Origin of the sequence: Lentibacillus persicus (assembly GCF_900112705.1) — a bacterium.
GTDB lineage: Bacteria > Bacillota > Bacilli > Bacillales > Amphibacillaceae > Lentibacillus > Lentibacillus persicus.
On the sequence record NZ_FOMR01000001.1, the window covers coordinates 67,253 to 87,360 of the forward strand.

The following is a 20,108-nucleotide window of genomic DNA, read 5'->3' on the forward strand; positions in this document are numbered from 1 at the left end:
TTCGTATATTGCCTGCGCTAAAAAGTGCTTACTGTAGTTTTATCTGTTTTACGAGTAACGCAACGTTATTTAAACACTTACGTAAGCAGCTGGAATATGCGAGACTCCTGTGGGACAGCGAGCCTAAGAGACCCCGCAGTGAGCGGTTTTTGCTCACGAGGAGGCTCGTGGGGAGCCCACGGAAAGCGAGTATATTCCAGCTGCGTCTCAAGAAAGTTATCCCAAACTATCCAACGAAACTTTTCGTCGCAGTTTATGGGTTTTGTGTCATTAACAACAATTATTTTGAAACAGTCAACTTAAGAGATTTTTTTGGCCGGGCAAGGCGGCGTTGATTGTTGTCTTGCCGTAAGGAGGCAACTATGATTATATCATTATTTGGTGCAATTGAATCAGGACTTATTTATGCCATTATGGCTCTCGGCGTCTATTTGTCTTTTCGCATCCTCGACTTTCCGGATTTAACGGTGGACGGCAGCTTTGTTACCGGTGCTGCAGTAGCAGCTATGCTGATCGTCAATGGCACATCGCCTGTTATCGCATCGTTAATGGCGGCACTCGCTGGGTTTGTTGCGGGGTGTTTAACCGGCGTTTTGCATACGAAAGGTAAAATTAATCCCTTATTAGCCGGGATCATTATGATGACAGCTCTTTATTCGATTAATTTACGGATACTCGGGCAGCCTACGCTATCCATGTTAAACGAAACAACGTTGTTTCAACAGATAGAATCCCTCTGGGCGGCAACAGGTATCGACGCCTTTTTTAACGGGATATTAACATCGATGGGATTGGATCAGACCCCTTCGACATGGATTATTGTCTTCAGTATGATTCTTGTTACCCTCATCATTAAACTTTTAACCGATTACTTTTTAAAAACCGACGTTGGTCTTGCGCTTAGAGCAACAGGCAATAACCAAAAAATGATCCGCAGCTTTTCAGCAAACACTGACACATTGATCGTGGCCGGCATTGGCTTGTCAAACGCTCTTGTGGCTCTGTCAGGTGGTTTGGTCGCTCAGCTTGGCGGTTTTGCGGATGTAAATATGGGTATCGGTATGATTATTATTGGTCTGGCATCGGTTATTATCGGTGAGTCAATTTTTGGTGTAAAATCCATCGCCCGGGCGACATTGGCTGTTATAGGCGGTGCCATTATTTACCGGATTTTTGTAACGATGGCGCTGCGTGCTGACTTTTTGGAAACCGGCGATATGAAACTTATCACGGCAATCCTTGTTGTTGCGGCACTAATCACACCGAAAATAATTCAAGCGCGCAATGAGCAAAAAAGACGTGCGCAAAAAAAGGCTGAATTGCTGCAGCAAAAAGCCAGGGAGGTGTAACGATGCTTCAATTACAGGATATAGCGATTACGTTCAACGAAAATACTCCGGATGAAAAGCGGGCATTACGATCAATTGACCTTGAACTGCAAAAAGGTGAATTTGTGACGGTTATCGGAAGTAATGGCGCGGGCAAGTCCACAATGATGAATGTTATCTCGGGAAACATGGAACCGGATGTCGGCAGCATCATTGTTAATGACAAAGAAGTCGTTAATCTCCCTGAATACAAACGATCACATTTCATTGGACGCGTATTTCAGGATCCCATGGCTGGAACCGCTCCTGCTATGACCATTGAAGAAAATTTGGCGATGGCTTTTACGAGAAATAAAAAAAGAAAGCTCAAACCGGGTGTTACAAAAAAACGGCGGGAATTGTTCAAAGAGTACTTGGCTACTCTTAATTTAGGACTGGAAAACCGTTTGACCGCAAAGGTAGGTCTGCTTTCGGGCGGTGAACGCCAAGCCCTTTCACTCTTGATGGCGACGTTTACCGAACCGGATATTTTGCTTTTGGATGAGCATACAGCAGCATTGGACCCTTCAAGGGCTCAATTAATCATTGATATTACCCGGGATGTCGTCAGCAAGTTTGATCTTACGACACTTATGGTGACGCACAATATGCAGCAGGCGCTGGATTTAGGCGACAGATTGCTCATGATGGACAAAGGCGAAGTTATCCTCGATATACCAAAGGATGAAAAAGATAAGCTCACAATTGAGGACTTGATGCAGGAATTTCAAAAGAAACAAGGAAGCGATTTTGAAAGTGACCGGGCAATACTGGGCTAAAGGATCAATTAAAAGCGTGATACAGCATTTTCGCTGTATCACGCTTTTTTGAATTGGTAATTCACGCAAATCCGAGCTGCTCTTTACCGCGATCGCTTATTTGGTCCGGTGTCCAAGCCGGATTCCATACAAGGTCTACTTCAATCTCTCCGACACCTTCAACTTTTTCGACACGTCGTTTTACGCCATTCATAATGCTGTCGTGCATTGGACAACCTGGTGTCGTAAGGGTCATGATAATTTTTACATTATTTTCAGCATCACCAGTGATGTCATAAACAAGTCCCAAATCCATAATATTAATGCCGAGTTCCGGATCGATTACTTCAAATAAAGCCGCACCGACTTTTTTCTTCAGTGACATATTTGCCACGCTCCTTTCTGACTATTACTTAATCCCGCATCTAAGAGTCAGTAATCCGGCAGAAAACGGCGGCTATCTGACTCTAAATGCCCGATTCTGTTCGGGCCTGCAGGATGCAGGTCACAAAGGCGTTGCCACAGGACGTGGCGGTTCTAGCCTTTGTTCCCCTTTATTCAGCGGCAAAAAAAGCATTCCAGTGAATCAAGTTTCACTTTACCCCGCATCTAAGAGTCAGTAATCCGGGAGAAAACGGCGGCTAACTGACTCTAAATGCCCGATTCTGTTCAACTAACATTCAGTGAAGAAAACCCGCTTCACTGAATGAAGTTTCACTTTACCAAAACGCGGATAATTGATAAGACGTATAATAAAGACGTGAATGCAAGCAATCCCTGGAAAGTAAATACCATGATATTGATATAAAGCAAGCCGCTTATGCTTAACCCGGCTATACTGATAATGAACAGGGTGAAAAGCAGGACACTTAACTTCTCATTAATCATATCTCTTAAAGTCGGCACGTCTTCTTGACCGATCTTATTCGAATATTTATGCGTCCACCATAGAAATGGTACAATTTTATACAGGTAGCCAAGAATGCTGAAAATAATCCAGCCCATGACATATAAAAAGATCAGCCAGCCCCAAACGGCTACTTCCTCAATGCCATAAAAACTGAAAACCGCAGCAAGCATATGGACGCCAAGCCCGTTCATAATAGCGACCAGCGAGAATGTAAATGGTTTATCGAGGTTTTTCTTCAGCCGTTTAGCAAGTATTTCGCGAATATCCAGGACGAAAAAGAAGAAACCAGCGAGCATTATAAACCAGCCGATTGTTTCCACGAACGATGCTTTCAGCCAAAACGATCCAATTAATATAATTAGGCCAGCGGTATATGCGCCAAATGCCGGTTTTGCCCATTTCATCGAAAATCCATGGGAAAGACTAAACATCGGGACCAGTTTATAGGAAAAACCAAAAATCAGCAGCGTGAACCAGCCCGAAACACCTAGTGCTATATGTGATGACAAGATTGTACCATGATTAGCTATGCTGCCATCGGCGAGATTCCATGCGAGCAGGAACCCGGCAACAATCGTCAGAAACAAACTTATAATGGCACCGAGTATAAATGCTGTCATCATATTCTTGTTTTTTTGCCTCGAAATGGTTAAGACCATCTGTATAATGAACATAACAATGCCGGCAATTGCGATTATTCCACCGTACATAGCGTATTCAGGGGCGATTCCTAATAATATGGAAAGCGCTGTAACACCAACGGCGGTGACGATAAATTGAATAAAGCCAAATGTTTGGTTCCAGGTGGGCGCAAGAAGGGCGACCGGGACAAGCTGATACATGGCGCCCATTGCAATCATGGCGGCATAGCCCACTATAAGAAAGTGAGCGCCCATCCAGATGTCCGGTATCCGAAACTGTCCCATAGCCATCACATCATTATTTAAGAAAAGGATGATTTGTGATATGACGAAGGCCACCAGAGCATAAAGGATAAACGACAGCGGCAGCTTAATATTCGTGCTCGATTGCATGCTTCCGCCAGTTATCATGTTAATCACCAGATTTCGTTATTGTAATTTTGAAGCTGCTATCTTCTTGCGCTTCGGTTTCATGCGCATATCCAAGATCATCGAGTTCTTCATATAAAAACAACGGGCGGCGGTCATTAATAATTGACAGCGAGTCGCCGTCGTTTAGCTTATCCAACGCTTTTAAAGTGCGCATCATCGGCTGTGGCGGTTCAAGACCGCGATTATCAATTATCATTTTTCATCACCTTCTTCCTTCGTGTAGATAACTTTCCAATGTTTCTTCTCAATTTTCTCGGCTTCGTATGTAAAGCCGCGCCGTTTCAATATTTTATGCAATGGAAGCGGATTGAATGGTGCATGCAGGAGAAATGATTCCCCGTCTTTTAAACCCTTGACGGTCCCCATGATTTTATCGAAAGGTTCTTTTTTCATAGCCAAATCTTCACGAACGTCCAGCTCAACCAAATTTTCCGGCTGCTGCATGTCATCACCTCGTTTTAAATTGTGAATCTAACTTTATGATAATAATTTTCAATTTGGAAAGTAGTGACGTGTGTCACATTTTTCAACGCATCACGGTTTTTCGCGTTCAAAAAAATATTAAAAAAACCGTCGCGTTTTCTCATAGGAAAATGCGGCGGTTCAGGTTAAAGGTCTGGCTGAATCATTTTGTCAAAATAATTCCTCTTCCAGTGCATCAATATCCAACATAATGGCACCGGACTTATCAGTTGTAAGTAGATGCTGTTTTTTCAATTGTGTAAGCGTCCGGCTCACTGTTTCGCGGCTTGAGCCTATCATATTGGCAAGTTCACGGTTGGTGAAATTGGTGCTTAATTTCGTCATGCCATCGCTTGTTTCTTTGCCGTATCCTTTGGAAAGGCGGATCAGCAGCATAATAATTTGTTCATACGTGTTATGCAGCAGTTTTTCTTCGAGACGTGCCTGCAAATCAACAATGATATCACCGAGTACACGAAAGAGTTTTACACAAATTTCCGGATGGTTAACGAGGAAGCTTTCAAAAGATGAAATCGGGATATAAATTAACGTCGCATCTTCAATAACTTCAGCATGAGCCGGATAATCGTCCTGCCTGAAAAAACCCTGGTGCGGAAACATATCACCGGTCTGGAGGACGTTTACAATCTGTTCTTTTCCGTGAAAATCGGTTTTATATATTTTCACTTTTCCCTGGTGTATAAAGTAAACATTCGTTAATGGGTCGCCTTGCATAAATATATGAGTGCGATGTCGATACGTACGATTTTTGGCTAAATCGACAATCGGCTCTATTTCGGAGTCAGTCAATCCTTTAAATAAAGGAAACTTCTGGAGCAGGTCTTTCACTGCTTCTGATTTCATAAGGCCAGTCCCCCCCTTAAAATCTTGCATATCCAGAATGCCATAGTATACCTATTCTACCATACCATAAATTGCTATTCCTTCAATTTGTATAAACTCTGTAAGTGTGGGCGTGATGAATATCATACGCATATGGTGCGTCGGGTCACATCTGATGATGCGATCATCCACTATGATGAAGCTATGAACAAGAAAAAGACCAATATTTATGGAGGGATTTAATATGAATGATACACAGTTTACTGTACAAATACATGCACCTGCAATCGACCCGCGTCACAGACACCCGAAAATATTTGAAACGTTTGACGGCTTGAATTCCGGGGAGTTTATGGAGCTATCCAATGATCATGATCCTAAACCGCTTCATTATCAATTTATGATCGAAAGAGAAGGGACGTTTTTATGGGAGTACCTTGAAGAGGGCCCGGCAATGTGGCGGGTGGCGATTGGGAAAAAATGAAATGGCAGGCGGCATGCTGTTTTGTTGATTACAGAAGGTAGACCGCTATTCCATTAGCGGGGATCACGCGAAATTCAGCTGGACCAACCGAAATGAGGGTGGAACTAACCGAAATCGGGACGGGACTACTCGAAATTGGACGATGACCAACCGAATTCCGGCTGACATCACGCGAAATCCGGTCCGTGCCACGCGAATTGATAGAATATCACGCGAATTGGCGGTACTTTTGTCTATTTTATGACAGATCAACATTAAGTGAAAGAAATCACATCTCGTCCTGCCCCTGAACGGCTATAGTGAAGGCAGTACTTATTTCAGGAGGGGTAATATGTTTCCAAGGGACTACAATGAAAATCCGTTCATCGTTATTTGGGAGCTGACACGTGCATGTGAACTGAAGTGTCTGCATTGCCGGGCAGAAGCGCAGTATCACCGGCACCCATTGGAATTAAATTTTGAAGAAGGAAAAAAACTGATTGATGATATATATGAAATGGCTAATCCAATGCTTGTTTTTACAGGCGGCGACCCATTAATGCGTCCGGATGTGTTTGATATTGCCGAATATGCGGTGCAAAAAGGGGTGCGTGTCTCGATGACGCCATCTGCCACACCGAATGTTACGAAAGAAGCGATGGAAAAAGCGAAAGATGTCGGGCTTTCACGGTGGGCTTTTTCAATCGATGGACACTGTGCCGAAGTTCATGACCACTTTCGCGGGACGTCAGGGTCATTTAATTTAACGATGAACGCGATCAACTATCTGCATGAATTGGAAATGCCCCTGCAAATTAACACCGTTATATCCCGGTATAACGTGGATTATCTTGAGGAAATGGCTCAAATGGTGGAGGATTTAGAGTGTGTTCTTTGGAGTGTCTTCTTCCTGGTGCCGACAGGGCGGGGGAAAGAAAGTGACATGATTTCACCTGCAGAACACGAACGGGTCCTGCGCTGGCTGTATAAGCTTTCAAAACGTGTGCCATTTGATATAAAAACAACAGCTGCACAGCACTACCGGCGTGTGGTCATCCAAGGCAAAATCCGTGAAAATAAAAGCGCCGATGACACGATTCGTTATGAAGATGCCTTGATGAACGGCAAAACAGGCCAGATCGACGGTCTTGGGCGGGCACCGAAAGGCGTGAATGACGGCAATGGGTTTGTATTTATTTCACATACGGGAGACGTTTACCCGAGTGGTCTTTTGCCGGTTAAAGCCGGGAATGTCCGTCAAACACCGCTTCCGACGATCTATCGTGAATCGGAAGTTTTCCGGAATCTCAGAGATCCGGATAAATATAAAGGTAAATGTGGCGTGTGTGAATTCCGGCACGTCTGCGGCGGTTCGAGATCACGTGCATATAACGTGACGGGCGATTATATGGAAAGTGAACCGTACTGTGTATATGTGCCGAAAGCTTGGCGCGAGGAACATAGACGTCAGACACGTGAAAAAGCTTCTAACCAATAATTGGTTAGAAGCTTTTTCACGACCTATTTCTCCTAGTGAAATAAATTGCGTGGAAAATTTTGAGAATCGGTCGGGCGAGTAGTTGGGCACTGCCGATAATAAATAAAACAGCTCCAGCGGTTTTCAATGGCTCAAAAAGAAAAAACACACTGCCCACCAAGAAAAAAATCCCTAATACAATGTCATTTGATAATGCAATAAAACGATATTTTTTATTAAAGGAGAATTCGAATGTGCCGACTTGAACATCCAAATAATTTTTTTCATCGTTAATTGAGGCCATTATAAATCCCTCCACGGATAAACTACCCCGTGGAGGAACATTGTAAACCATAAGATATATGCATACTTTTTCGTAAATCTTAGGTCTGCTGATGTGAAAAGTGTCTGTTATTTATACGTGTTGCTGCAATCTATAAAAACAGAATCACGAGCAGGCCGACAGCAAAACAGTAATATGCAAAATATTTCAGGTTGCCGCGGGCCATAATGTTCATGAACCAGCGCAATGAGTAATAGGTGGCAACAATTGAAGCCGCAAATGCGAGGATTGCAGGAATCGCCACAACACTTAAATTACTGTCACCACTAATCAAATCACCCGCTGATAGGACGGATATCCCAAGACTGACAGGGATATACAACAGAAATGAAAATCTCAGTGCCGTTTCCGTCTTCATGCCCACCAGCATTGCTGCAACAATAGTGGCACCGGAACGGCTGATGCCCGGGACAAGAGCAACTGACTGGGCAAAACCGACGATAATCGCATCCTTAATTGTTATGCCGCCGTCATTTTTGCGTCCTCTCAGGTTTCGGATAATCCATAACGCAGCTCCAGTTATTAAAAGCGTGAATCCAACAACTGCAACACCGCTAAGCTGACTTTCAATATAGTCTTCAAACAACAAGCCGATAATACCGGTTGGAATCGTTGCAATAACGAGAAAAAGGATAAATTGAAAATCGCTTTTTGAGTCTTCCGCCCGGGTTGTGATGTAGCGGATTCCATTTTCGACCAACCGGTATATATCATGCCGGTAAATAATCAGAACGGCAAGGAGCGAGCCGAAATTAACCATGATTTCAAATGAAAGACCGTCTATACTGACATTAAACAGTTCCCTTACAATAACCAGGTGGCCGCTTGATGAAATGGGTATTGGTTCTGTGAAGCCTTGGAGAAGACCAAGGACAATATATTTTATAAGCAGCCAAAATGCTTCGATTGTTTCCATAAAATGTCCTCCCGGTGAGACCACATTCTCAACGTCCAAGTGTCACCAACCCAGTTGCTTATGAATAGGCTGATTGGTGAGGAGGTTGAAAATATGAACTATAATCATCAACATATGTATGACCTGTGTAAAAAGCATATGCATTCTTATGTCCTTGCTGAAGTGAATGACGGTAGTCAAATCGACGGTATTATTACTGGACTCGATAATGAATACGTCTATATGGCTGTGCCAATTGAGCCCGAAGAACAGATGCAGATGTCTGAGAACCATCATCATTGGGGTCACCGTCAGTTCGGATTTGGCTACGGCTATCCAGGCTACGGTGGTTACGGTGGCTATGGCGGCTACCCGGGTTATGGCCGTCCGAGAAGAAGACGGTTTAACCGGATTATTCTGCCATTGGCGGCATTAACCGCATTAAGCGTTCTTCCGTGGTATTAGTCTTTCGTTAACGAATCAATGCAAGAAGCTTCGTAAAACACAAAACCCTTGCCATTATTACCTTGAAGGCAAGGGTTTAATCATATAACTTGATTCATTTTGAATTGCTTTCCACGGTAAATGTTATTGTTCTTCCCCGTTTTTTAAGACGCCTTCGCCAAGTAGAAAAACAGCCAGTGACATCAGAATTGCCACAACGAACATACTTGTCACATCAAATGCATTGCCTGCCATGCTTGTTAATACATATGAAATAACAGCACTAATCAGGATTGCCCAGAAAAATGTCCAAAAGAATCGCATCGTTAAGTCCACCTCGATTTGTAAAAAAGTCAGTTGTTTCTTATTTAAGCGTTAGTATATAAATAGTTTATCAAATCGATTTAAAAAATAAAAGCATTTGTTTGAGGAGCTGAGCAAAATGGGATATTATGTTGAAAATTGTTTTCACTGGATTGGCTTCCATATTGTAAATCATTTGCTTGAAGACGGTTTTTCTGTGGATGGGTTCAGTGAATTAGATACAGATAAAAAAGAAGCGTTGTCGATGTTTGTGGGACGCAATGAATTATTCAGGCTGCTTGGAACTGATGAGTCAAAGAGCGAATACGATGCCGTTATACGTGTTAATAATGGTGTCGTTACAATGGAGACACAGCGGTCGGTAACCATTAACTTGCCGCTCGTATTCGGGGAGTGGGCCCCGATGAATTCTGAAGGTATTTATTATGAGGGAAAATTAATTCGATTTGATTCGCAGCAGTTTAAGCTTGAAGCTATTTATATAGAAGAATTCCTGAAAAGTTTTTGGCATTGGATGAGTGTTTCTGAGACCCCCTCCATAATTAATGTCAGATCGTATAGCAATCGCCGGGCGGGGGGTGCAGACGAAGCGAATGCTGTTTATATCAGGAGAATCCGCCCGCTGGAGGAATATGTGGAATCAGTCAAAAAGCATTACCAAAAATATAAGAAACTTTACCCCGCATGTAATGGACAGTAACCCGCCCAGTAACGCCGGCAAACTGTCCCTAAATGCCCGATTCTGTTCGGGCCTGCGGATGCAGGTCACAAAGGCGTTGCCACAGGACGTGGCGGTTTTAGCCTTTGTTCCCCTCCAATCAGTGGGAAAAACCACCCCACTGATTGGAGATTCACTTTACTTAATGTCATGAAAATGTAATGACACTGAACGTTTACGGGGAAGGCCTTAACCGCTACAATAACAGATAACGAGGAATTAATTTTTAAAATGGAGTGGACATGTTGAAAAGGCTATCAATCGTTGTATTGGCTACATTTATATTGATTTTTATAGCGGGATGCAGCAATTATTTTAACTCGGGTAATTTGCAAAATGCCGGGATGCTTGTCGAAACAACTGTACATGACCAGCCTTGGGATAAAAAAGGGTATGAAGGTTTGCTTCAAATAGAGGAAACGTTTAATGTTGATGTCTTTTATAAAGAAGGCGTGAAGACGCAGGAAGATGTAAGAAAAGCGGTTGACGAGCTGGTCAGTGATGGTGTGAACTTAATATTTGGGCACAGCAGTGCTTATGGCCAATTTTTTGAGGACATTTCGCAAACCTATCCAGAAGTGCATTTCGTTTATTTTAATGGCGGGCAATTTGGTGAAGACGTAACTAGTCTGAATTTTAACGCACATGCGATGGGTTTTTTTGCAGGAATGATGGCCGGCGAAATGACCGAAACTGATCATGTTAGTGTCATTGGTGCATTTGAATGGCAGCCTGAAATCGAAGGCTTTTTTGAAGGTGTTACATACCAGAACTCGGAGGCAGAAGTGGATTTCAATTATGTCAATGACTGGAATAGCAATAAATTGGCAATGGAAATGTACGAAACAATGCGGGATGACGGGGCGGACGTTATTTATCCCGCCGGCAATGCTTACAGTCATGCAGTCATTGAACAGGCAAATGAGGACGGCATATATGCGATCGGTTATGTGGCTGATCAATCGGAAATAGCTGAAGAAACCGTTCTGACAAGCACCGTGCAGCATGTTTCAGAGTTATATACACTGGCGGCAAAGGAATTCAATGAAGGGGACTTGCGTGGGGGCGTTATGACTTATGATTTTCAGGATGATATGATATCGCTTGGAAAATTCAGTCCGGATGTCCCTGAGGAATTTAAAAACATGATACAGGAAGAAATAGAGGTGTATAAAGAGTCAGGACTACTCCCGCACGAAGCCGATTACGAATAGAATATACTTGCACAAGAGTGATTTATGCATTAAAATTAGTACCAAGTCATAAGAATTGATATTAAAGTTAGTTCAAAAATAGACTGCCGTAATTAGCTGTGAAACACCTGTTTCAAACAGGCTTATTTAATCATAATACACAATAAGGAGATGGGCGTATGGGCGTCGGACTGTTGGGCACCGGGCATTATGTTCCCCCTAAAGTGCTTACGAATAAAGACATGGAGAAGATCGTCGATACCAGCGATGAATGGATCAGAACACGAACAGGTATTGAGGAAAGACGGCTTGCAGAAGATGACGTTGACACGTCGGATATGGCTTACTATGCTGCACAAAACGCTTTAGATGAAGCTGGTATGACGGCTGAGGAGCTTGATATGATTCTTGTTGCCACTGTCACACCGGACACACCATTTCCATCCGTATCGTGTATGCTGCAAGAACGTTTGGGAGCCCGGAAAGTGCCTGCAATGGATATCAGTGCTGCATGTGCTGGCTTTATGTATGGTATCATTACAGCTAAGCAATTTGTTGAAACAAATGCTTATAAAAACATTTTGGTTATCGGAACTGAGAAACTGTCCAAAATAACCGACTGGTCTGACCGAAACACATGTGTCCTGTTTGGTGATGGGGCAGGCGCTGCAATTGTCGGGGAGGTATCAGCCGAGAGAGGTATTCTGTCATTTGAGCTTGGTTCCGACGGCTCAGGCGGTAAATATCTTAAACAAGAGCGAGAAACCGAAACACTGTTTATGAACGGCCGGGAAGTGTTTAAGTTTGCGGTAAGACAAATGCCTGATTCAAGTGAGAAAGTTGTTGAGGAAGCTGGGTACAATAAAGAAGATGTTGACTATTTAATCCCACACCAGGCAAATATCCGAATTATGGAAGCAGCCCGTGAACGATTGGGAATAGCCCCTGATAAGATGGCTGATTCCATTAAGAAATACGGAAACAATTCATCTGCCTCCATTCCAATTGCTTTATCGGAAGCCGTGAAAAGTGGTAAAATAAAAGATGATGATTTACTCGTTCTTGTTGGTTTCGGCGGAGGATTGACATGGGGAGCTGTTGCTCTGCGCTGGGGCCTATAATGATATACACTCAATAGGAGGAGCGAATATGGCAGAAAGAAGAGTCGTCATTACCGGTCTGGGAACCATTTCACCGAACGGTAACGATGTTGAAACAATGTGGCATAACGTTGTTTCGGGAAATAGCGGCATCGATTATATCAGCCGGATAGAAGAAAATGAGCTATCGGCGTCGGCAGCTGCTGAAGTAAAGGGTTTTGATCCGACAAAGTTTATAGAAAAAAAAGATGCCAGAAAGATGGACTTATTTACACAATACGCTGTCGCAGCGGCCCGAATGGCAGTTGATGATGCCGGTCTCACCGTAGATGAAACCAATGCAGACCGGGTTGGCGTTTGGGTCGGCTCAGGCATTGGCGGAATGGGCACACTGGAAGACCAGCATACAAAACTGATGGAAAAAGGCCCGCGCCGGATAAGCCCGTTCTTCGTGCCGATGATGATACCGGACATGGCAGCAGGACAGGTTTCGATTCAGCTCGGCGCCAAAGGGATTAACTCGTGTACCACAACAGCCTGTGCGTCAGGCGCCAATTCAATCGGTGATGCGTACCGAGCCATTGAGCACGGCGATGCGGATTATATGATTGCCGGCGGGACTGAAGCACCGATTACAAGTCTTGCCTTCGCAGGTTTTTCATCCATGAAGGCCTTGTCAACCAATGATAATCCCAAAAAGGCAAGCCGTCCATTCGATAAAGACCGTGATGGTTTCGTGATGGGAGAAGGTGCCGGCATTTTAGTACTGGAAACACTTGAATCAGCGCTTGAGCGCGGAGCCCGTATTTATGGTGAAATTACCGGCTATGCAGCAACCGGTGATGCATACCATATCACAGCTCCGGCTGAAAATGGCGAAGGTGCTGCCCGTGCAATGAAACAGGCCGTTCAAGACGCTGGTATATCGTTTGAACAGGTTGATTATATTAATGCTCACGGTACGAGCACAGCCTTGAACGATAAATATGAAACCCAGGCGATTAAAGACGTTTTCGGTGATCATGCCAATAAATTAGCGGTATCATCCACAAAGGGTGTAACCGGTCATTTACTTGGTGCAGCAGGTGGTCTTGAATCGGTTATTTCAGTAAAAGCGATTGATGAAGGCATCATTCCGCCGACCATGAATTACGAAACGCCGGATCCGGATTGTGATCTTGATTATGTTCCAAACGAGTCAAGAAAGCAGGATGTCAACGTCGTCATGAGCAATTCACTCGGGTTTGGCGGTCACAACGCCACGCTGATTTTTAAAAAATATCAATAATTGAACGGGTTGCAAGCGATTTTCGTCCTTTGTCCCGGCCTCTTTTTTCTTACGAGGAAAAAAATGTCACATTACATTTAGCGTGCTGAATCACACAATATTCAGTGCGCTATTTTTAATTTGGATGGCAATAGGGGCAATGGAAGTATTCATTTTCTCTAAGGTTTTATAAGAGGAGGCAAAGGGAAAAAGAAAGTAGACCACATAAATGATGAAAGGACGATATTCTCCATGCCCCTAAAAGCATTATACTTAAATACGTCGTTAAAAAAGGGTGGAGAGACTTCTAACACCCGAGCTCTTATAGGAAAGTCCATAGAATGGATGAAGCAGGAAAACGTTGATACAGAAGTCCTCCGGGTTGCCGATTTTCACATAATACCTGGAATGAGCCCTGACATGGGAAATGGTGATGAATGGCCACGAATAATGGATAAAGTTATGCAATCGGACATAATTATTATGGGTACGCCAATCTGGAACGGAGAAAAAAGCAGCCTGGCATCAGTTGTGATGGAACGGTTATACGCGCAAAGCGGCGAAACAAACGAAAAAGGCCAGGCTATTTACTACAATAAAGTATTTGGATCACTGGTAACAGGGAATGAAGATGGAGCGAAAGCGGCAGGAAGGTCCATTCTTTTTGGCATGATAAACATCGGATTTACGGTTCCGCCTAACGTGAATGCTTATTGGGTCGGAGAGGCAGGACCAGGGCCATCATACATTGAAGCAGGACAGGAAAGTGAGTTCACGAAAACAAATACAAAAATGATGACGTATAATGTCATTCACTTTGCCCGTATGCTTAGAAAAAATCCAATCCCGGCAGAAGGTAACTTGATGTAGAAGATGTCAACAGACATTATCTTTTTTGTGTTTAGCTTTAAGCTATACACGAGTCTGCCTTGAACTGAAAATCAATATTCATGAATAACCTTTCCCTGCATAAAAATGAGCTGGCGAGCGTCCAGGCTTTCAATTTTCCCTTAGACCGGGTTATTTAGACCATAGGCTAAAGGTTTACAAGAACGAAACGGATTAGTTATATTATACATTAATACTGAAATTAAAAATAACAGGGGAAAGGGGATTTAAAATGGAGGTAAGATACCCGATCGGTGAGTTACAAGTTCCGGAAAAGGTAACATTTGAACATGTACAAGAGTGGTTAAAACAAATTGAAACATATACAACGCGTTTACGAGAAACAGTCGACTCATTAAGTGATGAAGAATTAAACAAAACATATCGTGACGGCAGCTGGACAGTTCGCGGGCTCGTTCATCATATTGCTGACTCTCAGTTGAACATGTATCAACGTTTGAAGCTGGCTTTAACAGACGAGAGTCCAACAGTGCCCGCTTTTGATCAGGATGAATGGGCTGTTCAACCGGATACAAAGCTCCCAGTAGAAAGTTCGATAAAAATGTTGGAAGGTATAAATGAACGCATTGTATCTCTGGGTAATAACTTAACTGCAGAGCAATTAGATCGATTTTTTGTTCATCAAATTAATGGTGAAATAACCGTTGCCACAAAGGTCGCAAAATTAGCTTGGCATGAAGAGCATCACTTAGCCCATATAAAGATTGCATTATCAAAATAGTGGATAAAAAGTTCTCAATAAGTTCAATCAGGGGCACAGTTCTGCAAAAGGAATTGTGCTCATTTTTTTGGTTTAATAACATTCATTTCAACGAACGAACACTTTCTTATTCATGAATGAATTTTTCAAGCATAAAATGAATTAAATGAATCGGACAAGCAAATCTGACAACTGTTCTAATAAGGCGGGTGGGCGTGTTGGTGTTTATATTTATTTTTCTGGTTGGATTTGGACTGGCAGTCTCAGGCGGCGTAACAATTATTGCGTATATGAATTTTTTGCCTGTTGGTGTGTCGTGGGGAGACTATTTCGTTTTCATTGCCGGCCGTCCCGAATGTTATTTATTTCCGATTGGGGTTTTTTTAATGGCCATAGCCCTGTTTCAATATCCAAACAACCTTTAATTTCCCTTGATTCGAATAAAATTTTTCATGATGGTCATAATGTATTTTAAATACATTTTCTCTAAATGAGTCATTCAAAGTGAGGGTTGTTTATGCTGTATTTACACGATGTGTGGGTGAACTGGTTTGAAGGAGAAGAAAACGGTTATAGTGTCTGCTATTTTCACGAGTGGCGAAAGAGTGACGGAATCGAACTGCTGGATCAAGTTCCGTTATTATACATAACTGAGGATCTCTATGACCATATTGAAAATGACATGCACGATTTGCCGGAAGACATGATGGATCAAATTTATAAGCGCGCTTATATGCGTAAAGGGCAAGAGCGATCCAGCCTTGAGTTTGCAGCTGTGGTGACAGATGGCCGGGATGTTCTCGCGTTTGATACAATCGGCTATCAGATTCCTGTGCGGAAAAGCCGGCTGATTCCGCGGCAGGAACAGCTTGTGTTTGACATGATTAAAACAACGAAACCGGATACCTTTAATTTTGAAGGAAAGCGTGTGGAAAAAGAATATCATATGCTTTCGATGGAACCGAAACTTGTCCATGGTCTGACGCGGCGTGAACGTCAATTGAAGCAGCTCTTGATGATTTCACTTGATCAGCTGCATACGGTCAATAATTTGGAAGAACTGCGGTATTGGCTGACAGAATGGGACCCGAAGCAGTATCCTTATATACGCTATATGGATAATGAAACGGTATGGCATGCATTGTATGAGGGTGTTAAATACGGTTGGAGTCAGTCACACGAAGATTTATGCGTTAAAATGATAAAAGGGCAGCCTTTCCTTGAAAAAATGTGGGAAGCAGAACAGGCCCCCGCGCAAAATACATCGAAATAAAGGTAAATGATAAATGGCGGGTACTGCGTAAAGCAGCCCCGTCATTTTCGCTTACCGTTTTTTCTTGACGCGTCCGAGGCCCATGGCTTTTTTGGCTTTGCGAAGCATCTTATTAGCTTCATAAGCAGCTTTATCGGCACCGTTGTCCAGGATATCATCCAGCTTTTCGGAATCAATCAAATCATAATAGCGATCCTGAATTGGTTTAAGAATATCCACTACTGCTTTGGCAACATCCGCTTTGAACTCACCATAACCTTTGCCTTCATATTTTGCTTCGAGTGTTTCAATCGTTTCACCTGAGCAGCTGGCATAAATCGTCAGCAGATTTGAAACACCGGGTTTGTTTTCCTTATCAAATTTTACAATGCCTTCAGAATCGGTAACCGCACTTTTAATTTTCTTTTCGATACGTTTTGGTTCATCGAGCATTGAAATAAAGGCTTTTTCATTTTCGTCGGACTTGCTCATCTTTTTGGTCGGCTCCTGCAGAGACATGATTCGGGCGCCAACTTTCGGGATGCTTACTTCAGGAATCGTAAAAATATCGTTGTAGCGGTTGTTAAACCGTTCTGCCAAATTTCGCGTCAGCTCAAGATGTTGTTTCTGATCTTCACCGACAGGGACAACATCTGTTTTGTACAATAGAATATCCGAGGCCATTAGAGGCGGATAGGTTAATAGTGCTGATGATACAGCTTCTTTGCCGGCGGACTTGTCTTTGAATTGGGTCATTCGTTCGAGCTCGCCGATATAGCTGATCGACTGCAGCATCCAGCCCAATTGTGTATGTGCCGGAACTTCCGACTGAATAAATAAAGTCGACTTATCAGGATTGATGCCTGAAGCAAGATACAGCGAGGCCAGTGATCGGATATTCTTTCTCAATTCCAGTCTGTCCTGTGGCACGGTGATCGCATGCTCGTCAACGATACAAAAAAAGCAGTCATTACTCTCCTGCAGTTCGATAAAATGCTGAATTGCTCCTAAATAATTGCCTATTGTTAAGGTGCCGCTTGGCTGAATTCCTGAAAAGATTGTTTGCATACTGCGTCACTCCTTCATTTACAATAAAAAAGATTCATTTATCCCCCTGACAAAAGGGACGAATGAACCGCGGTGCCACCCTGGTTATCTTACAAATTGCAAGATCACTTTTTTACAACATAGCTCAAAAGTCCAATTCCAATCTGCCTTGATGCTTGTTTCCACCAGCCACAAGCTCTCTATAAATCAGCGGACAGTTGTACTGCGCCTTTATCGTTGCCTATTATATCGATTTTTTACTATTATATAAACCCTAGTAGACAAATGCAAGTGTTTAACCTCCCTCAGTATAAATTCTCCCACTTTTTTATCTTGAATTTTTATTTCATTAAATAGTACACCAATCAGAAGTAACACGGAGAATTTGAAAGGAAACGAGCAATGTTTACGTTTTCATGCCGTTTTGACATTAAAAGTGTATATGTTATGATTCGTTTTATTGAAGACGGACGTTGCTTTTGCCCTTTAAAACAATGCATCAGCACGATTAAGGGATTAGAAAAATAAAGCTTGCCGCCATTCATATATGGCAGCAAGCTCATTTTTTTCTAATGGAAAGGCGAAAGTGACTGCAATTAAACAATACACATTAAAGGGGTGCTACATTGAAACTGCAAGAAATGAAACAGAGTTGGTTTGGCAATGTGCGGGGTGACGTACTTGCCGGGATAGTTGTGGCCTTAGCTCTAATACCTGAGGCGATAGCTTTTTCTATTATAGCAGGTGTTGATCCGATGGTTGGCCTTTATGCATCGTTTTGTATCGCGGTGGTCATAGCAATTGTTGGGGGCCGTCCGGGAATGATTTCCGGTGCAACGGGAGCGATGGCGCTGCTGATGGCTGATTTAGTTGCTGATCACGGGCTCCAGTATCTATTGGCAGCTACAATTTTAACAGGCATCATTCAAATTATATTTGGTATTCTTAAACTGTCGAGAGTCATGAAATTTGTTCCGCGATCCGTTATGGTCGGCTTTGTTAATGCACTTGCCATCATGATATTGACGTCGCAATTTCAGCACTTTGTCGGTGAAACATGGGTCATGTATACACTCGTTGGTTTAACATTGGCTATCATTTATCTTCTTCCGCGTGTTACTAAAGCTGTTCCATCGACACTCGTGGCAATTATTGTTGTAACAGCAATTGCCATTTATGGTAATCTGAATGTCGGAACTGTAGGGGACATGGGAGCATTAACGCAGCAGCTTCCTGTATTTTTAATACCCTCCATTCCACTAACCATGGAGACATTGATGATTATCTTCCCATATGCGCTATCTTTGGCAATTGTGGGTCTGCTGGAATCGCTGTTAACCGCTAATATTATTGATGATGCAACAGATACAGAAAGCAATAAAAATACTGAAAGCAGCGGACAGGGAATTGCGAACGTCGTAACAGGGTTTTTCGGTGGTATGGCTGGCTGTGCCATGATCGGCCAATCGGTTATCAACGTTAAATCCGGAGGCAGAGGAAGATTGTCCTCGCTAGTGGCAGGCGTATTTCTCATGTTTCTGATTATTGTTCTTGGCGGCTTGGTTGTTCAGATTCCTATGGCAGCTCTCGCCGGTGTTATGATTATGGTCTCAATCAGTACGTTTGACTGGTCATCGGTTCGCCATTTAAACAAATTGCCGAAAACCGATGCAACGGTCATGATTGTTACAGTAGCCATCGTTTTAGTTACGCACAACTTGTCTATTGGTGTGCTGGCAGGCGTACTATTAAGTGCAATATTCTTTGCTGCAAAAATTTCTAAAATAAATGTAACTGAAGAAATGGATATACGGGGACAGAAGAAAGTGTATCGTGTCGAAGGGCAATTGTTCTTCGCTTCGGTCAGTGAATTTCCGGCTAAGTTTGATTTTGCGGATTCTGTCAGTGAGGTTGTCATTGACTTGACACATGCCCATCTCTGGGATGATTCAGCGATAGGCGCGCTGGATAAAATCGAAATGAAATTTGAAGAAAATAATATAAACGTCACTTACTTGGGGCTGAACGACGAAAGTAAACAATTGAAAAAACGTGCCGGTGGGCTATCGAAAGCATCGGGACATTAATGGTAAACTGTATAAGGGGTGAACGATATGTTTAAACGGATACTGTTAGCCACGGATGGATCGGAGCATTCGGTACGCTCGGCTGAGCATGCGATTCAGCTTGCGAAACAGTTTAATGGCACGATTGACGTTGTCTATGTAGTGAATGAGGAGACATCCAAGCACGATGTCCTGCATAATGGCAGCAAATATGAAATTGAGCGTAAACGTAAGGAAAAGGTTCAGTTGGCGCTGGACCAGCTCGACGGAACAGCTATCGATTATAATGTGCAAATACTGCACGGCGAACCAGGACCTTCGATTGTGGAATATGCGAATAAAAATGATGTTGATTGTGTTGTGATTGGAAGCAGGGGCTTGAATAATTTGCAAACAATGATTTTAGGCAGTGTCAGTCATAAAGTCGCTAAACGGGCGCACTGTCCCGTCCTGATTGTGAAATAACGATGCTTCTGCAACCTTTAAAAAATGACTGC

The 20,108-nt window shown here is 43.0% G+C and carries 24 protein-coding genes and 1 other annotated feature; of the genes, 15 read left to right on the forward strand and 9 right to left on the reverse strand.

The genetic code is table 11. From position 1 onward, the window contains the following. Positions 1-362: 362 nt before the first annotated feature. Together BMZ22_RS00360 and BMZ22_RS00365 are read left to right on the forward strand one after the other, a co-directional pair. A complete protein-coding gene (locus BMZ22_RS00360) occupies positions 363-1,349 on the forward strand; it encodes an ABC transporter permease (RefSeq protein WP_090079875.1) in 987 nt (328 codons plus the stop codon). Positions 1,350-1,351: 2 nt separating this feature from the next. Then, a complete protein-coding gene (locus tag BMZ22_RS00365) occupies positions 1,352-2,146 on the forward strand; it encodes an ABC transporter ATP-binding protein (protein WP_090079878.1) in 795 nt (264 codons plus the stop codon). 61 nt (positions 2,147-2,207) lie between these two features. Here the strand turns inward: BMZ22_RS00365 and BMZ22_RS00370 are convergent, their stop codons facing one another. The 5 genes from BMZ22_RS00370 to BMZ22_RS00390 all read right to left on the reverse strand — a co-directional run bounded on the left by BMZ22_RS00370 (position 2,208) and on the right by BMZ22_RS00390 (position 5,434). After that, a complete protein-coding gene (locus BMZ22_RS00370) occupies positions 2,208-2,510 on the reverse strand; it encodes a metal-sulfur cluster assembly factor (protein ID WP_090079880.1) in 303 nt (100 codons plus the stop codon). Between the two features lie 329 nt (positions 2,511-2,839). Continuing rightward, on the reverse strand, positions 2,840-4,087 hold the full coding sequence (locus BMZ22_RS00375; protein WP_090079883.1) for a hypothetical protein: 1,248 nt from the start codon (positions 4,085-4,087) through the stop codon (positions 2,840-2,842). 1 nt (position 4,088) lies between these two features. Then, complete coding sequence (locus tag BMZ22_RS00380; protein WP_090079884.1) at positions 4,089-4,304, reverse strand: DUF2249 domain-containing protein; 216 nt, start codon at positions 4,302-4,304, stop codon at positions 4,089-4,091. Further along, positions 4,301-4,552 (reverse strand): DUF2249 domain-containing protein, encoded by a 252-nt coding sequence (locus BMZ22_RS00385; RefSeq protein WP_090079886.1) that lies wholly within the window; start codon positions 4,550-4,552, stop codon positions 4,301-4,303. Before BMZ22_RS00385 ends, BMZ22_RS00380 begins: the two co-directional genes overlap by 4 nt. Positions 4,553-4,741: 189 nt before the next feature. Then, on the reverse strand, positions 4,742-5,434 hold the full coding sequence (locus BMZ22_RS00390; protein ID WP_090079888.1) for a Crp/Fnr family transcriptional regulator: 693 nt from the start codon (positions 5,432-5,434) through the stop codon (positions 4,742-4,744). 223 nt (positions 5,435-5,657) lie between these two features. On the opposite strand from BMZ22_RS00390, the gene BMZ22_RS00395 reads away from it, so the two are divergent. Beyond that, positions 5,658-5,897: a DUF2249 domain-containing protein gene (locus tag BMZ22_RS00395; protein WP_090079890.1), complete on the forward strand. Its 240-nt coding sequence runs from the start codon at positions 5,658-5,660 to the stop codon at positions 5,895-5,897. Positions 5,898-6,228: 331 nt separating this feature from the next. After that, positions 6,229-7,374 carry a TIGR04053 family radical SAM/SPASM domain-containing protein gene (locus BMZ22_RS00400; protein ID WP_090079892.1) on the forward strand — a complete coding sequence of 382 codons (1,146 nt, stop codon included), beginning with the start codon at positions 6,229-6,231 and terminating at the stop codon, positions 7,372-7,374. 16 nt (positions 7,375-7,390) lie between these two features. On the opposite strand, the gene BMZ22_RS00405 is transcribed toward BMZ22_RS00400, so the two are convergent. Together BMZ22_RS00405 and BMZ22_RS00410 are read right to left on the reverse strand one after the other, a co-directional pair. After that, the gene (locus BMZ22_RS00405; protein WP_177183309.1) at positions 7,391-7,657 is read right to left on the reverse strand and encodes a YrhK family protein; all 267 of its coding nucleotides are present in this window, start codon (positions 7,655-7,657) and stop codon (positions 7,391-7,393) included. Positions 7,658-7,787: 130 nt separating this feature from the next. Continuing rightward, positions 7,788-8,603 carry an undecaprenyl-diphosphate phosphatase gene (locus tag BMZ22_RS00410; RefSeq protein WP_143069953.1) on the reverse strand — a complete coding sequence of 272 codons (816 nt, stop codon included), beginning with the start codon at positions 8,601-8,603 and terminating at the stop codon, positions 7,788-7,790. Positions 8,604-8,705: 102 nt separating this feature from the next. On the opposite strand from BMZ22_RS00410, the gene BMZ22_RS00415 reads away from it, so the two are divergent. Beyond that, positions 8,706-9,056, forward strand: a complete 351-nt coding sequence (locus BMZ22_RS00415) for a hypothetical protein (RefSeq protein WP_090079897.1) — start codon at positions 8,706-8,708, stop codon at positions 9,054-9,056. A gap of 123 nt (positions 9,057-9,179) precedes the next feature. On the opposite strand, the gene BMZ22_RS00420 is transcribed toward BMZ22_RS00415, so the two are convergent. Continuing rightward, positions 9,180-9,359, reverse strand: a complete 180-nt coding sequence (locus BMZ22_RS00420) for a DUF2929 family protein (RefSeq protein ID WP_090079899.1) — start codon at positions 9,357-9,359, stop codon at positions 9,180-9,182. A gap of 118 nt (positions 9,360-9,477) precedes the next feature. Here BMZ22_RS00420 and BMZ22_RS00425 point away from each other — a divergent pair, with 118 nt between their 5' ends. From BMZ22_RS00425 to BMZ22_RS00460, 8 genes are all read left to right on the forward strand, one after another. Further along, positions 9,478-10,059, forward strand: coding sequence for a hypothetical protein (locus BMZ22_RS00425; protein ID WP_090079902.1), 582 nt, complete (start codon positions 9,478-9,480; stop codon positions 10,057-10,059). Positions 10,060-10,319: 260 nt separating this feature from the next. Next, on the forward strand, positions 10,320-11,291 hold the full coding sequence (locus tag BMZ22_RS00430; RefSeq protein WP_245745102.1) for a BMP family ABC transporter substrate-binding protein: 972 nt from the start codon (positions 10,320-10,322) through the stop codon (positions 11,289-11,291). A 158-nt stretch (positions 11,292-11,449) separates the two neighbouring features. Further along, positions 11,450-12,391 (forward strand): beta-ketoacyl-ACP synthase III, encoded by a 942-nt coding sequence (locus BMZ22_RS00435; RefSeq protein ID WP_090079907.1) that lies wholly within the window; start codon positions 11,450-11,452, stop codon positions 12,389-12,391. 28 nt (positions 12,392-12,419) lie between these two features. Further along, a complete protein-coding gene (fabF, locus tag BMZ22_RS00440; protein WP_090079909.1) occupies positions 12,420-13,658 on the forward strand; it encodes a beta-ketoacyl-ACP synthase II in 1,239 nt (412 codons plus the stop codon). A gap of 231 nt (positions 13,659-13,889) precedes the next feature. Further along, the gene (locus BMZ22_RS00445; RefSeq protein WP_090079911.1) at positions 13,890-14,507 is read left to right on the forward strand and encodes a flavodoxin family protein; all 618 of its coding nucleotides are present in this window, start codon (positions 13,890-13,892) and stop codon (positions 14,505-14,507) included. 250 nt (positions 14,508-14,757) lie between these two features. Next, positions 14,758-15,267 (forward strand): YfiT family bacillithiol transferase, encoded by a 510-nt coding sequence (locus BMZ22_RS00450; protein WP_090079912.1) that lies wholly within the window; start codon positions 14,758-14,760, stop codon positions 15,265-15,267. A 197-nt stretch (positions 15,268-15,464) separates the two neighbouring features. Beyond that, on the forward strand, positions 15,465-15,671 hold the full coding sequence (locus BMZ22_RS00455) for a YuzI family membrane protein (RefSeq protein WP_090080598.1): 207 nt from the start codon (positions 15,465-15,467) through the stop codon (positions 15,669-15,671). Between the two features lie 92 nt (positions 15,672-15,763). Then, positions 15,764-16,519 carry a YjbA family protein gene (locus tag BMZ22_RS00460; RefSeq protein ID WP_090079914.1) on the forward strand — a complete coding sequence of 252 codons (756 nt, stop codon included), beginning with the start codon at positions 15,764-15,766 and terminating at the stop codon, positions 16,517-16,519. A 51-nt stretch (positions 16,520-16,570) separates the two neighbouring features. Here the strand turns inward: BMZ22_RS00460 and trpS are convergent, their stop codons facing one another. Continuing rightward, positions 16,571-17,566: a tryptophan--tRNA ligase gene (gene trpS, locus BMZ22_RS00465; RefSeq protein WP_090079916.1), complete on the reverse strand. Its 996-nt coding sequence runs from the start codon at positions 17,564-17,566 to the stop codon at positions 16,571-16,573. 51 nt (positions 17,567-17,617) lie between these two features. Next, positions 17,618-17,792 (reverse strand) — a binding site (T-box leader). Between the two features lie 394 nt (positions 17,793-18,186). On the opposite strand from trpS, the gene BMZ22_RS00470 reads away from it, so the two are divergent. Both BMZ22_RS00470 and BMZ22_RS00475 read left to right on the forward strand, forming a co-directional pair. Then, positions 18,187-19,632, forward strand: a complete 1,446-nt coding sequence (locus tag BMZ22_RS00470) for a SulP family inorganic anion transporter (protein ID WP_425434261.1) — start codon at positions 18,187-18,189, stop codon at positions 19,630-19,632. A 27-nt stretch (positions 19,633-19,659) separates the two neighbouring features. After that, positions 19,660-20,076: a universal stress protein gene (locus BMZ22_RS00475; RefSeq protein WP_090079920.1), complete on the forward strand. Its 417-nt coding sequence runs from the start codon at positions 19,660-19,662 to the stop codon at positions 20,074-20,076. Positions 20,077-20,108: the final 32 nt, after the last annotated feature.

Excerpts from the sequence above, each read along its gene's own strand:
- BMZ22_RS00360 (WP_090079875.1), top strand. The coding sequence starts at position 363 with ATGATTATATCATTATTTGGTGCAATTGAATCAGGACTTATTTATGCC.
- BMZ22_RS00365 (WP_090079878.1), top strand. The coding sequence starts at position 1,352 with ATGCTTCAATTACAGGATATAGCGATTACGTTCAACGAAAATACTCCG.
- BMZ22_RS00370 (WP_090079880.1), bottom strand. The coding sequence starts at position 2,510 with ATGTCACTGAAGAAAAAAGTCGGTGCGGCTTTATTTGAAGTAATCGAT.
- BMZ22_RS00375 (WP_090079883.1), bottom strand. The coding sequence starts at position 4,087 with ATGATAACTGGCGGAAGCATGCAATCGAGCACGAATATTAAGCTGCCG.
- BMZ22_RS00380 (WP_090079884.1), bottom strand. The coding sequence starts at position 4,304 with ATGATAATTGATAATCGCGGTCTTGAACCGCCACAGCCGATGATGCGC.
- BMZ22_RS00385 (WP_090079886.1), bottom strand. The coding sequence starts at position 4,552 with ATGCAGCAGCCGGAAAATTTGGTTGAGCTGGACGTTCGTGAAGATTTG.
- BMZ22_RS00390 (WP_090079888.1), bottom strand. The coding sequence starts at position 5,434 with ATGAAATCAGAAGCAGTGAAAGACCTGCTCCAGAAGTTTCCTTTATTT.
- BMZ22_RS00395 (WP_090079890.1), top strand. The coding sequence starts at position 5,658 with ATGAATGATACACAGTTTACTGTACAAATACATGCACCTGCAATCGAC.
- BMZ22_RS00400 (WP_090079892.1), top strand. The coding sequence starts at position 6,229 with ATGTTTCCAAGGGACTACAATGAAAATCCGTTCATCGTTATTTGGGAG.
- BMZ22_RS00405 (WP_177183309.1), bottom strand. The coding sequence starts at position 7,657 with ATGGCCTCAATTAACGATGAAAAAAATTATTTGGATGTTCAAGTCGGC.
- BMZ22_RS00415 (WP_090079897.1), top strand. The coding sequence starts at position 8,706 with ATGAACTATAATCATCAACATATGTATGACCTGTGTAAAAAGCATATG.
- BMZ22_RS00420 (WP_090079899.1), bottom strand. The coding sequence starts at position 9,359 with ATGCGATTCTTTTGGACATTTTTCTGGGCAATCCTGATTAGTGCTGTT.
- BMZ22_RS00425 (WP_090079902.1), top strand. The coding sequence starts at position 9,478 with ATGGGATATTATGTTGAAAATTGTTTTCACTGGATTGGCTTCCATATT.
- BMZ22_RS00430 (WP_245745102.1), top strand. The coding sequence starts at position 10,320 with ATGTTGAAAAGGCTATCAATCGTTGTATTGGCTACATTTATATTGATT.
- BMZ22_RS00435 (WP_090079907.1), top strand. The coding sequence starts at position 11,450 with ATGGGCGTCGGACTGTTGGGCACCGGGCATTATGTTCCCCCTAAAGTG.
- fabF (WP_090079909.1), top strand. The coding sequence starts at position 12,420 with ATGGCAGAAAGAAGAGTCGTCATTACCGGTCTGGGAACCATTTCACCG.
- BMZ22_RS00445 (WP_090079911.1), top strand. The coding sequence starts at position 13,890 with ATGCCCCTAAAAGCATTATACTTAAATACGTCGTTAAAAAAGGGTGGA.
- BMZ22_RS00450 (WP_090079912.1), top strand. The coding sequence starts at position 14,758 with ATGGAGGTAAGATACCCGATCGGTGAGTTACAAGTTCCGGAAAAGGTA.
- BMZ22_RS00460 (WP_090079914.1), top strand. The coding sequence starts at position 15,764 with ATGCTGTATTTACACGATGTGTGGGTGAACTGGTTTGAAGGAGAAGAA.
- trpS (WP_090079916.1), bottom strand. The coding sequence starts at position 17,566 with ATGCAAACAATCTTTTCAGGAATTCAGCCAAGCGGCACCTTAACAATA.
- BMZ22_RS00470 (WP_425434261.1), top strand. The coding sequence starts at position 18,187 with ATGAAACAGAGTTGGTTTGGCAATGTGCGGGGTGACGTACTTGCCGGG.
- BMZ22_RS00475 (WP_090079920.1), top strand. The coding sequence starts at position 19,660 with ATGTTTAAACGGATACTGTTAGCCACGGATGGATCGGAGCATTCGGTA.